We start from the raw sequence: 13,145 nt of genomic DNA on the forward strand, positions 1-13,145 counted from the left end.
TCATGACAGAGAACGAGATGACGAGCAACGACAGTACCGAGCCCACACCGACTACTGAAACGGCCGCGTCGTCACCGGACCCGTCTGGCGACCCCCTCATCGAACAGTCGATCGACGTAGAGGGAACCGGCGACACCGCGGGCGAGACGGGGAAGCCAGTCATCGAGTCCCGCGACCTGAATGTGTTCTACGGCGAGACGCAGGCGCTACAGGGGATCGATCTGGCCATCCCCGAAAAACAGGTGACGGCCATGATCGGCCCTTCTGGCTGTGGCAAGTCCACGTTCCTGCGGTGTATCAACCGCATGAACGATCTCATCGACGCGGCGCGGGTCGAGGGAGACCTCTACTTCGAGGGGAAGAACGTCTACGATGCCGACGTGGACCCGGTGGCGCTGCGGCGACGCATTGGGATGGTGTTCCAGCATCCGAACCCCTTCCCAAAGAGCATCTACGACAACGTCGCCTACGGCCTCCGGATTCAGGACCAGACGGAGAACATCGACGAGAAGGTCGAAACGGCACTCAAGCGCGCCGCACTGTGGGACGAAGTCAAAGACCAACTGGACAAGAGCGCACTCGACCTCTCGGGCGGCCAGCAACAGCGGCTCTGCATCGCCCGTGCCATCGCCGTCGACCCGGATGTGATCTTGATGGACGAGCCGGCATCGGCGCTTGACCCGATCGCCACATCGAAGATCGAGGACCTCATCGAGGAACTGGCCGAGGAGTTCACTGTCGTTATCGTTACTCACAACATGCAGCAGGCGGCTCGTATCTCCGATAAGACGGCTGTCTTCCTCACTGGCGGCGAGCTCGTCGAGTTCGACGATACAGACAAGATCTTTGAGAACCCCGACAGCCAGCGCGTCGAGGACTACATCACCGGCAAGTTCGGATAGCTGTCTCTCGCAGCCGTTTTTGTCACCGCTTACCGCTCCAGCGTCGCTTCCGTGTCGATACCGTACACCGCTTTCGGCGTCTCGACGTGTGCCGTTCTGACCGCGTCTTCGTGCCCGTTTTCGAGTAGCCAGCGGACGCGCCGTGGCACGGTCTTCGGTCCAAGCACCGCGCCGGGGCGGTCCGGGTCGTCGATGTAGTCCGTCTCCATCAGGAACGGCTCGTCAGTCTCGACCGCGATCTCCAGTTCGTCTTTGTCTGCAAGTACTGATTTGACCGGGCCATGGAGTTGACCGCCGGAGTAGTGTTTGACGACCTGCGTCCGGTCGAGGCCACGATCTTCGGCCCAGCGAGCGACTGCTTCGAAGTCTTCGCCGCCCTCGGTGTGGAGCTGTATCGCACAGCCCACATCGGCGGCGCGTTCGAACCCGTGACACATCACCTCGTTCGAGGCTTCCCAGACGGCGTCGTCCACGTCGTAGTGCGGTCGCCCGGACTTCATCGCGAGCGCGTCGCTGTTATCGACGTACTCCGCCGCCACGTCGAGGCCAGCCTGCATGATGTCCCGCGCCTCCGGCGGTGTGTAGCCGCCGTCGACGAGCTTCGAAATCAGCGCCGGGTGGACACCAAGGACGGGCCAAGCGCGACCGTCCAGCACCTCAGTCGCAGCGGCAGCGGCTTCGACAGTGAGGTCGAACACCTCACGGAAGATCGCCTCGTCGGTGCCCTTCTCGACGAGATGCCAAGACGGCTTGTTGAGCACCAACAGGTGGGTTCCGCCCTGAGACGCGAACTCCTCGGCTGCCGCGACGTTCCGGCCGTTGACCGGGTCGAGATGGAGGTGGTTGTCCAGTACCGGCGTGTCGTCGATATCCATACGTGCTCAATGGTGCTGGCCAAAAAAACAGTTGGCGTCATGTGCTTCAAACCCTAGAGCGTCACTGCATCTTCGGCCGCGTTGCGTAATGCGTCAGAGCGGCCGTACTCACCCGGCGCGATAGCGACCGTTTTGACCCCCTCCCGTGCGGCCACTTCCAGCGCCGGCTTGAAATCCGTATCTCGCGAGGCGACGGCCAGTACGTCGATCTGTCCCGAGGCGACGGCATCAGTCGCGTCAACAGCGAGCCGGACATCGACGTCACCGCTGGTGGTTCGAACCTCGAACCCGCGAGCCTCGGCGGCCTGGATGAGTCCCGGCGAGGCGTTCTGGTCGACGTAGAGGCGAGTGACTGCCAGCGGGCCGTACTCGGCTGCGATATCCCGGACCTCGTCCAAATCGACATCGAACTCGGACCTGAGTACGTTCGGACCGTCGACGAACAGCCCGACGCGCTGTCGCGAGTCTTTCTCTTCGAATAGCCGACGGAGCAGCTTCATGCGCCTCTTTCCCCGCCCAGGCCGCTTATGCGTGCCGCTTCGTTCTGTAAACTTCTCACCGCTATATAGAATGACATGGCACAAAACTTAGGACGATACCTCCCACACACTACAGACACATTTCCATGCGGAGTCGGCCAGCAACAAGCACAGGATTAGACATATGAGTAAAGAATCTCTGCACGATCAAGACGTGCTAAACGGGCTTTGTGAGATAATCTCCGATCCGGCTATCGTCCTAGACGCCAACGGCGACTTTGTCGACATCATCCACAACGCCCACAACGGGGCATTATTTTTCAAAGACCCGGAAGCACTGCTGGGAACGGACCTCTGGGATATTTTCTCTACAGCACAGGCTGACCAGTTTTACGCGATTATCGAAGAGGTCTTAGAAACAGGTGAACAACAGCACATCGAGTATCAGCTATCGCTCGATCATGGGGAGCGATACTTCGAGGCTCGTGTCACGCCAGTCGGCGGTGATAGCGCTGGGCGGGTGCTATGGCTGGCGGAAGATATCACGCAACGGAAGCAGCGGCGAGAGAAGCAAGCCCTCATCGAGCGGGTGTTCGAGGTCAGTCCGGTCGGCATCGTCGTCGTAGAGCGGTCCGGCAGGATTTCGCTGGCTAACGACCGCGCCGAGGAGCTACTCGGTCTCGAACGCAAGGAGATCACTCAAAGACGATACAACCAACCGGAGTGGAATATCTTCTATGAAGACGGGACTCCGATCCCTGAATCGGACCATCCGGTTACACGGGTGTTCAAATCCGGCGAGCCAGTGTTCGGGTTCGAGCACTGGATAGAACTCGACGACGGGAGCGAGCGGTGGCTTTCGAGCAATGCCGCGCCGATACTGGGTGATGACGGGACCATCGAGCGCGTCGTCGTTGGTCTGGACGACGCAACGAGGCTGAAACAGCGGGAGGAACAACTGGAATGGCTCGTCGGGACCGAAACCCTGGCTGACGTTGGCGGGTGGGAGCTCGATCTGGAGACGGATATGATAGAGGGAACTGCCGGGATGAAGCGCCTCTATGGAACGCCGGAGTACAATCCGACGCTCGAAGAGGCCATCGAGCAGTACCACCCCAACGATAGAGCGGCCGTTCGCGACGCTATCGAGACCTGCCGTGAAACTGGCGAACCGATGGAACTGGAGGCACGCCGCCAGACCGCTGACGAAACCGAGCGCTGGTTCCGACTCCGGGCGGAAAAAACTGTCCGGGACGGGACGCCGAAACTGCGTGGCATCGTTCGTGACATCACACAGGACAAAGAACGGGAGCAGCGGCTCATGGTCATGAGTCGGATTCTCCGGCACAACATCCGGAACAAGCTGACCGTGATACGAGGTAATTCGAGACTCCTCAAAGAAGAACTCGACTCGTCTGATTTCTCCGTTGACGCTGCTAGTGGACACATCGACAGAATCGAAAACGCCTCGAAAGAGCTTGACTCGCTGGCCGAGCGCGCACGGACGTTTGATCGGGCTATCGAGCGCGACCTCCGTGATGGCACACTTCACCTCCAGCAAGCCTTCACCGATATCCGGGACGAATTCACACCGCAGCATCCCGAAGCCACCGTTGAAGTCGTACCGACCGACACAGAGGTATCGGGTGACAGGATGGCTATCGACCTGATACTGGGGATTCTCGTCGAAAACGCCATCGAATACAGCGATCTGCCCGATCCGACAGTCAAGCTTACCGCCGAAGAAACGATGACAGGCCAAGTGATAGTCAGCATCGATACCGATGGATCTGCTATCCCAGATATGGAACGCAATGTCTTGGCCTCGGAAACCGAGGGGCCAGTGGCACACAGCCGTGGACTCGGACTGTGGGCAGTTACGTGGCTCGTCCGACGCCTTGGTGGGTCTGTGACAATCGACGAGGACCACGACGAAACGCGGGTCGAACTCGTGTTCCCGGTGGCACGAAGCGAGTAACGGGCTGACCGCTAATTTTCGGTTCTGCTCTTGCCGTCCATATGCCACAAAAGCCAATTTGATATCGTAGTATATGATTTATCAGCGACGCCACAGGCGGTGAAGGGCCAAACGGTAAGACCACGCGGTTCGACAGGTCCGGGTATGACACTGCGGGCACCACCGCTCTCTGCGGTTCACCGGCGGGCCGACGCTTCGTTCACCGATTTCGGCGGGTGGGAGATGCCGGTCGAGTTCGAGTCGATCCGCACAGAACACGAGGCAGTCCGGAGCGAAGCCGGGAAGTTCGACGTTTCGCACATGGGACAGATAACCGTGGACGGCCCGGACGCGGCGACGCTGACACAGCGGCTGACCACCAATGATGTGACCGTGCTGGACCCGGGCGAGGCCCAGTACGGGGCGATCACAGACGAGGACGGGATCATGCTGGACGACACCGTCGTCTACCGACTACCGGAAGGTGCGGCCGACGAGTTCCTGTTTATCCCCAACGCTGGGCACGATGGAGAGATGACCGAACGGTGGCTCTCTGAGCGGGACGAGCGGGGGCTCGACGCAACGGTGACGAACCGGACCGAGGAGTACTCGATGATCGCCGTTCAGGGGCCTGACGCGCCGGACCTGCTGGCGGCCGAGACAGACATCTCGCTCTCTGCCCTATCGCGGTTCGAGGTGGCTGACGGGGTCGTTGCTGGCGTCGACTCGCTGATCGCTCGGACGGGCTACACCGGCGAACCCGGCTTTGAAATCCTCTGCCCGCCCAACGGTGCCGAGGCGATCTGGAGCGCGCTTGCGTGCCAGCCCTGCGGTCTCGGCGCGCGCGACACGCTCCGTCTAGAAATGGGTTTTCTGCTCTCCGGTCAGGAATTCCATCCGGTCGACGAGCCCCGGACGCCCTACGAGGCCGGCATCGGCTGGACGGTTGCGCTCGATACGGAGTTCGTCGGTCGGGACGCTCTGGAGGGCGTCGCTGCGGATGGTCCCGAAGAAAAGCTCGTCGGCATCGAACTCATTGACCGCGGCGTCCCGCGCCACGGGTACGACGTGACAACGCCGGAGGGGGAGCCGATCGGCCACGTCACCAGCGGAACCATGAGTCCGACGCTGGGGGCACCGATTGCCCTCGCCTACGTCCCGGCGGCGTACGCCGAACCGGACGAGTCCGTCCGCGTTGTCGTCCGCGGTGAACCGAAGAAAGCACGTACCAGGAGCACGCCATTCCTCGATAGATGAGCTTCGACGTTCCCGACGACCTGCGATATCTGGAGTCACACGAATGGGTACGCGTCGCCGGAGACACTGCCAAGGTTGGCATCACGGCGTTCGCACAGGACGAACTCGGCGACGTGGTGTTCGTCGAGCTGCCCGAGGAAGGGGCGGAGCTGACCGCTGGTGAGGACTTCGGCGTCGTGGAGTCGATCAAGGCTGTGTCCGACGTGTACGCTCCCGTCTCCGGCACCGTCACAGCGGTCAACGACCGACTCCGCGACGAACCGGAACTGCTGAACGAGGACCCGTTCGGCGACGGCTGGATGCTCGAGGTCGAGGTTGCCGACGAGAGTGAAACCGACGACCTGCTCTCACCCGACGCGTACCGCGACCAGATCGAGTAAGGCTTGATGGCAGCGGTCCCCCGCAGGAGGTGAAAGGAGTAACCTAATGTGGACACGGTCGCTAGCTGTCGATATCATGTCACCCCGGCGCTACTGGGTGGTTCTCAAATGAGTAACAGTAACTCACATGCCACAGGCAGTCCGTACGCACCGCAGACGGCCGCAGAAACCGCGGCGATGCTTGACGCGGTCGGAGCCGACGACCTCGAGTCGCTGTTCGACGTTCCCGAGTCCGTCGCCTTCGACGGCGAGTTCGGTATCGACGCCCGGAGCGAGCGGGCAGCGCGCCGGGAAGTCGCTGGCCTTCTGGGCCGCAACGCCGACCTCACCGAGTTCCTCGGGCGCGGCCACTACGATCATTACGTCCCGAGCGTTGTCGATGACCTCGCAAGCCGGTCGGAGTTCCTGACCTCCTACACGCAGTACCAGCCCGAGGTCGCACAGGGGTTCCTGCAGGCCCTCTTCGAGTTCCAGTCGATGCTGGTGGAGCTCACGGGACTGGGCGTCGCCAACTGCTCGATGTACGACGACGCGACGGCGCTGGGCGAGGCGGCGACGCTCTCCCAGCGCGTCCGTTCGGTGTCCGGCGATCAGATTCTAGTTCCCGAACACCTCCGAGAGGGCAAACGCGCCGTGCTGTCGAACTACGCCGATGGACCGGACCTCACGGTCGAGTCGTACCCGATGACCGACGGCGTCGTCGACGTACCGGCGCTGGCCGACCAGATCGGCGACGCTACCGCGATGGTGTACGCCGAGTCGCCGACGGTCCGGGGCGTCATCGAGGAACGCCTCGGGGCTATCGGCAATCTAGCCCACGACCACGAAGCGCTGTTCTGTCTCGGCTCGGACCCGATAGCGCTGTCTCTGCTGGAGCGGCCGGCCGATGTCGGGGCCGACGTGGTCGTCGGCGACGCCGCGTCGCTGGGGACCGGAACGGCGTACGGCTTCGGACTGGGGATGTTCGTCACCCGCGAGGAGTACTTGCGGCAGGTCCCCGGTCGGCTGGTCGGGGCCAGCGAAGACGCCGCCGACCGCCGCGCGTACACGCTGACCCTCCAGACGCGAGAGCAGCACATCCGCAAGGAGCGGGCCACTTCCAACATCTGTACAAACCAGGCGTGGGTCGCGCTCCGAACCGCGATGCACGCCGCGTGGCTCGGCCCGGACGGGCTGGTTGAGCTCGCCGAGGACTGCGTGACCCGCGCCCGTGACCTGGCCGACCGCCTCGACGACATCGTCGGCGTGAAAGCGCCGATTCACGGCCGCCACCACTTCCGGGAGTTCCTCGCCCGCACGGACCAGCCTGCAAGCGCAATCGTTGCCGATCTCGCGGCTGAGGGCTTCGCAGTCCACGCGGTCGACGACCATCTGGTACAGGTGTGTGTGACCGAAACCACTGCTGACGCCACAGACGAGTTCGTGGCGGCGTTCCGGGAGGTAGCGAAATGACACTCACCTCGCGCTACTCGGCGAAACACCGTGGGACAAACCACGTCCCACGTGCTTCACGCTCGACACGGGGGTGTCTCGCGTGAAATACGATCAAGCGCGCTGGACCGACGACAGCGAGGACCGGTACGAGCCGCTGCTCTCGGAGAAGGCGAGCAAAACGGTCGACATTGAGGACTCGTCACTGCCCGATGACCTGACGCGAGACAACCTCTCACTGCCGGACCCGGCCGAACCCGAACTGGCCCGGCACTACACGCGTCTCTCGCAGATGAACTACGGCGTCGAGAGCGGGCCGTTCCCGCTTGGCTCGTGTACGATGAAGTACAACCCTTCCTTTACCGAAGACGTAGCCGCACGGGCAGACGCGGCAATCCACCCTGGCCGACCCGATTCGACGGTACAGGGGACGCTGGCGCTGTGTCACCGGCTACAGGACTATTTGGGCCGAATCGGTGGGATGGACGCCGTGACGCTGCAGCCGCCGGCCGGCGCAGCCGGCGAGTTCACCGGCATCCAGATCGCGAAGGCCTACCACGAACACAACGACGACGAGCGCTCGGAGGTCGTCATCCCGGACTCGGCCCACGGCACGAACTTCGCGACGGCGGCGATGGCCGGCTACGAGGTCGTGGAGCTACCAAGTGGCGACGACGGCCGCGTCGACATTGAGGCACTGGAGGCGGCTGTCGGCGACGACACCGCCGCGCTGATGCTCACGAACCCCAACACGCTGGGGCTGTTCGAGCGCGATATCGAGCATATCGCCGATATCGTCCACGACGCCGGCGGCCTGCTGTACTACGACGGCGCGAACCTCAACGCCCTTCTGGGGCGCGCTCGCCCCGGCGACATGGGCTTCGACGTGATGCACTACAACGTCCACAAGACGTTCGCGACGCCCCACGGCGGCGGTGGCCCCGGTGCCGGCCCGGTCGGCGTCCGTGAGGAACTAGCCCAGTTCCTCCCGAACCCGCACGTCAGAGAGCGCGGCGGCAACTACGAACACTACGAGCCGGACCACTCAATCGGGAAGGTGCATGGCTTCTATGGCAACTGGCCGGTACTTCTCAAGACCTTCGCCTATATCGCCAGGCTCGGCGACGAGGGGCTCCGGGACGCCAGCGCCAAGGCCGTGCTGAACGCGAACTACCTCGCCGAGCAGATCGAGTACGAGGTGCCGTTTGGCCCGTTCCACCACGAGTTCGTCGCCAGCGCGGGCGAGCAGGACGCCGCCGACGCGGCCAAACGGATGCTCGACTACGGCGTCCACCCGCCGACGACGAAATGGCCCGAAATCGTCGACGAGGCGCTGATGACCGAACCCACGGAGGGCGAAACCAGACGCTCGCTGGACCAGCTCGCAGCCGCGTTCAACGCTGTGGCCAGTGATTCGGACGCCGAACTGGCCGACGCGCCGTCGCGTCCGGCGGCGAAACGCATCGACCAGGCGACTGCGGCCCGGAACCCGCGGCTCTCCTGGCAGGCGCTTGACGACACGTAGCCGCTCGTTTCGACATTTGATACTCTTGCCCGAGCGTATATGCCACCCCGACGTATAGCCGTTACAACGGAACGCTATGTCCGATATGCCGAATTTGTTGTACGTAGGCCCTGCCGACGAGGACGCGGATACAGCCATGCCAGACGCGCCGGCCACGGTCACGTCAGTCACCACCGTGGCGGCCGCGCTATCGGAACTGGCCGAGCACGCCTACGATGCCGTCATCTGTGAGCAACACCTGCCGGGCACGGAAACCGGTCTAGAGGTGATAGCGGCAGTACGTGAGCAGTACGACACGCTCCCAGTCGTTCTCTGTACGGCCGAGCCAGATGGGATGGTCGCGGCGCGCGCGACACAGCTCGATGTAACCGAGTACGTCCCCCGCAGCGAAGTGTCGCTGATGGACCGAGTGTCCGACATTGTGACGCAGGGGAGCGAACCGGCGGGCCGCGGCAACGGAAATGACCCACCGGCTACTACCGATGACCGACCGACGCGGCTTCCGCCGGAACTCGCGGACTCTTTCGACGCTATCGCGGGCAGTATCTCCGACGCCGTCGTCACCATCGACGCCGACAGCGAAGTCGTGTACGCCAACGACGAGGCTGCCGAGCTGACGGGCTATGACCGTGAGGAGCTGGTCGGCGACGATTTCGCGAAAGTGATCCCCGAACACCTGCGAAGCTCCCACTTCGAGGGAGTGGACCGCTACCGCCGGACCGGCGACCGGAACGTCGACTGGGACTATCTCGAACTCCCGCTCGTGACCGCTGATGGGAACCAGCTGACCGTCGCGGTGTCGTTCGGTGATTTCGAGCGAAACGGGCAGTGGTTCTGTACGGGCGTTCTCAGGGATATCTCCGATCGGAAGGAGCGCGAGCGGGCCCTCGAAGAGACGAACCGGCGGCTCGATCTGGCGCTGGACGGGACAAACACCGGCGTCTACGAGTGGAACCTGGACACCGACGAGATGGTCTGGGACGAGGCGACCGCGGAACTCTTCGGGACGACGGCAGCGACCTTCGAAGGCACTGCCTCGGCATTTTACGAGTACGTCCATCCCGACGACCGCCAGTCACTCGAAGCGGCGGTCGAGCGGGTTTCAGAGAGCGGCGAACGGGTCGACGCTGAGTTCCGTACCGACGTCGACGGGGAGACGCGGTGGCTCCGGACGAGTGGGGTTATCGAGGAACGCGACGCACAGGCCCCGCGCCTCGTCGCCATCGCCACAGATATCACGGAGCGCAAGGAGCGGGAACGGACGCTGCGTGCCAACAACGACTCGCTACAGGAACTGACACAGCTTGCAGCCGGGAGCGGACTCAGCGAGGCCGAAACTGTCCGTCGGGTCATCGAAATCGGGCTGGACCGACTCGACATGTCGTTTGGCTACCTGAGCCGTATCGAGGACGGAGTCCACGAAATACAGATGGTCTCCGGTAACACTCCTCTCGAATCCGGAACAGAGACGCCGCTTGAAGACACGTACTGTCAGCGAGTGCTCGAATCCGGCGACCTCTACGCGATTACCGATGCCACCACCGAGGACGGACACGCGTCGGACGTGTACAGAAAAACCGGCGTCGCGTGCTACGCTGGTGGCCTCATCACAGTCGACGGCGAGCCCTACGGAACGCTCTGCTTCGGCGACGAGCAGGCCCGGGTGGAGTCCTTTTCCGAGAGCGAGGAGGCGTTCATGAAACTGCTCGTGGAGTGGGTGAACCACGAACTCGAACGCCGCCACCGTGAGGACGAACTCGAACGGTACGAGAACATCATCGAGGCGGTCGACGACGGCGTGTACGCCCTCGACTCCGAGGGGTACTTCCAGTTCGTCAATCAGGCGATGACCGACCTCACGGGCTACTCCGAATCCGAGCTGCTTGGGTCGTACACCGGCTTCATAAAGAACGACAGTGTCGTCGAGCGTGCCGAGTCCATCGTCCAAGAGATGATATTCGGGGACCGCAACGACGAGGAGACGTTCGAACTGAAGATCCAGCAGGCGTCGGGGGGCTCGTTCCCGGCACAGGACCACATGACGCTGCTGTACGACGACGACGGGCGGTTCGCCGGGACCGCGGGCGTCATCCGGGACATCACGGAGCAGAAACGGCGCGACGAGGCGCTGTCCGGACTGCTGGATACGACCCGGTCGCTCATGCAGGCACAGACGCCACAGGAGGTCGCTGAAACGGTCATCGAGGCGACCCGGTCTGATCTCGGGTTTGACCACGCGCTCGTGCGGCTGTACGACGAGGAGACTGACACACTCCGACCCGCCGTCGCCAGTGACAAAGTCCCGGAACGACCGGTGTACGACGCCGACGAGGGCTTCCCCGGCGACGCATTCCAGCGCGGTGACTCGCTGGTCATCGACGAGTTCGAACGGGTCGACAACTACGACTCCGACGTTCTGTCGGCGACGATGTACCTCCCGATGGGTGACCACGGGGTCGTGAGCATCGGCGCACAGGACGGGCAAGAGTTCACCGACTCGGACATCTCTGTGGCGGAAATCCTCGCCTCCAACGCGGCCGCTGCGTTCGACCGCGTCGAGCGTGAACGGAGCCTGCTGCGGTACGAATCAGTAGTCGAGAACGTCCGTGATATGATGTACGTCCTCGACGACGACGGTCGGTTCCAGCTGGTCACCGAACCGCTCGCGGAGTGGCTCGGCTACGAGCGGGCGACGCTTCTGGGCCAGCACCCGCGGATCGTCCTCGATCAGGACGCGATTGACGAATTTACGTGTCGTATTGGCGATCTCTGTCAGCAGGGCGGAACCGGGGCAGTCAAGCTCGAAACGGCACTGGAAACGGCACACGGAGAGACGCGTCCGGCAGAGATCGAGGTGTCGCTGCTCGGCGAGGACCAGTTCCGTGGAACCGTCGGCGTCGTCCGGGACCTGACCGAACTCAAGCAGGCACGGGCAGAGCTGGAGGACGAGCGCGACCGGTTCTCGTACCTGTTCAACACGCTTCCTGACGCCGTCATCGAGACGGAGACCGTTGCAGGCGAGTCGGTCGTCAGATCAGTCAATCCCGCGTTCTCCGACGTGTTCGGGTACGAACAGGACACGGCCGTCAACAGTCCCCTGTCGGACCTCCTCCGCCCACCGGACACTGCGCACGATGAACTGCCCCGGTTCGACAACGGGCAGGCAAACGGCGACCCCTTCCAGACGGAACTCCGACTGATGACCGAGACGGGGTTCCGCGACTTCCTCTTCCGGGGCGTGCCGTACAGCCGGGACGGTGACAGCATCCGCGGATTCGGTATCTACACCGACATCACTGAGCAGCGCGAGCGCGAACGCCGACTGAAACTGCTCAACCGCGTTCTTCGGCACAATCTCCGCAACGACCTGACTGTCGTCCTCGGGATGGCCGACGCGCTGGATGAGCGAATTGACGACGAGGACCAGCGTGCCATTCTCCATCGGCTTCAGCGAAAGGCGGAGGAGATGGCGTCGCTGAGTGAGCGCGCACGCGACATGGAGCGCTCCGTTCGCCGCGACCAGTACGGTACGGACCCGGTCGACGTGCCCGCAACCGTTACCGATACCGTGTCTTCGTATCGCGACGAGTACGCCAGTGAAATCAAAACAGACCTCCCGGATGTGTCGGTTACGGCGGGTGATGGGCGATTACATCGAATCCTCGGTGAACTCCTCGAAAACAGCCTCGAACACGCCGGCGACGACCCGTCCATCCGCATCGGTGTCCAGACGGGCCCACGAACCGTCTCAATCACTGTCGCCGACGACGGCCCCGGGATTCCACAGCACGAACTTGACGTTGTGACCGGTGACGAACCGATTACGCAACTGCGTCACGGGACCGGACTCGGTCTGTGGCTAGTCGTCTGGGTGACCGAAACCTACGGCGGCACAGTTGACTTTGATAGCAGTCCGGACGGCGGAACAGTCGTCACACTGGAACTGCCTCGGATAGACGCCTAGATAGTGTCGCGAATCCGGTCGGCGAGCACGCTGTACTGCTCCGTGCCCGTTCCTTTCTGGACCACGGCAGTGACGCCGTGTTCTGCGGCAGCATCTGCGACGTCGTCGTGTTCGCGGGCCGTAAACAGCAGAAACGGGATGTCGACGTCGTTATCTCGGAGCGCGCGACACAGTTCCATTCCGTCGAGCCGGGGCATCTTGTAGTCACTGACGACGGCGTCGAAGTCGCCGTTCGTTGCCAGGTCCAGTGCCGCTTCTGGGTCGTCCTCCGTCGTTATCTCGAACCCGTCTTCCTGTCCCAGAAACGTCCCGACGATCTCCAGAACGTCTACGTCTTCGTCTACCAGTAGGACCTCGATACTCATCGGTTCTAGA

Annotated in this window: 10 protein-coding genes; 7 read left to right on the forward strand and 3 right to left on the reverse strand. The window is 62.9% G+C overall.

Features of this window, described 5'->3' with window-relative positions; genetic code table 11:
- Positions 1-2 precede the first annotated feature (2 nt).
- Complete coding sequence (pstB, locus tag IEY38_RS15015) at positions 3-902, forward strand: phosphate ABC transporter ATP-binding protein PstB (RefSeq protein WP_188979128.1); 900 nt, start codon at positions 3-5, stop codon at positions 900-902.
- A 29-nt stretch (positions 903-931) separates the two neighbouring features.
- On the opposite strand, the gene IEY38_RS15020 is transcribed toward pstB, so the two are convergent.
- Together IEY38_RS15020 and IEY38_RS15025 are read right to left on the reverse strand one after the other, a co-directional pair.
- Positions 932-1,777 (reverse strand): TatD family hydrolase, encoded by an 846-nt coding sequence (locus IEY38_RS15020; protein WP_188979130.1) that lies wholly within the window; start codon positions 1,775-1,777, stop codon positions 932-934.
- Between the two features lie 53 nt (positions 1,778-1,830).
- On the reverse strand, positions 1,831-2,277 hold the full coding sequence (locus tag IEY38_RS15025; RefSeq protein WP_005538204.1) for an NYN domain-containing protein: 447 nt from the start codon (positions 2,275-2,277) through the stop codon (positions 1,831-1,833).
- Between the two features lie 163 nt (positions 2,278-2,440).
- On the opposite strand from IEY38_RS15025, the gene IEY38_RS15030 reads away from it, so the two are divergent.
- From IEY38_RS15030 to IEY38_RS15055, 6 genes are all read left to right on the forward strand, one after another.
- Entirely contained in the window at positions 2,441-4,234 is a 1,794-nt protein-coding gene (locus IEY38_RS15030) for a PAS domain-containing sensor histidine kinase (protein WP_188979133.1), read from the forward strand.
- Between the two features lie 144 nt (positions 4,235-4,378).
- The gene (gcvT, locus tag IEY38_RS15035) at positions 4,379-5,470 is read left to right on the forward strand and encodes a glycine cleavage system aminomethyltransferase GcvT (RefSeq protein ID WP_188979135.1); all 1,092 of its coding nucleotides are present in this window, start codon (positions 4,379-4,381) and stop codon (positions 5,468-5,470) included.
- Positions 5,467-5,850 (forward strand): glycine cleavage system protein GcvH, encoded by a 384-nt coding sequence (gene gcvH, locus IEY38_RS15040; protein WP_188979137.1) that lies wholly within the window; start codon positions 5,467-5,469, stop codon positions 5,848-5,850. Before gcvT ends, gcvH begins: the two co-directional genes overlap by 4 nt.
- Before the next feature lie 108 nt (positions 5,851-5,958).
- Entirely contained in the window at positions 5,959-7,302 is a 1,344-nt protein-coding gene (gcvPA, locus tag IEY38_RS15045) for an aminomethyl-transferring glycine dehydrogenase subunit GcvPA (RefSeq protein ID WP_188979139.1), read from the forward strand.
- Between the two features lie 82 nt (positions 7,303-7,384).
- A complete protein-coding gene (gcvPB, locus tag IEY38_RS15050; protein WP_188979141.1) occupies positions 7,385-8,806 on the forward strand; it encodes an aminomethyl-transferring glycine dehydrogenase subunit GcvPB in 1,422 nt (473 codons plus the stop codon).
- A 76-nt stretch (positions 8,807-8,882) separates the two neighbouring features.
- Positions 8,883-12,770, forward strand: coding sequence for a PAS domain S-box protein (locus tag IEY38_RS15055; protein WP_188979143.1), 3,888 nt, complete (start codon positions 8,883-8,885; stop codon positions 12,768-12,770).
- Here the strand turns inward: IEY38_RS15055 and IEY38_RS15060 are convergent.
- Positions 12,767-13,135: a response regulator gene (locus tag IEY38_RS15060; RefSeq protein ID WP_188979145.1), complete on the reverse strand. Its 369-nt coding sequence runs from the start codon at positions 13,133-13,135 to the stop codon at positions 12,767-12,769. The genes IEY38_RS15055 and IEY38_RS15060 overlap by 4 nt on opposite strands.
- Positions 13,136-13,145 lie beyond the last annotated feature (10 nt).

The organism is Haloarcula sebkhae (assembly GCF_014647415.1).
Classification (GTDB): Archaea; Halobacteriota; Halobacteria; order Halobacteriales; family Haloarculaceae; genus Haloarcula; species Haloarcula sebkhae.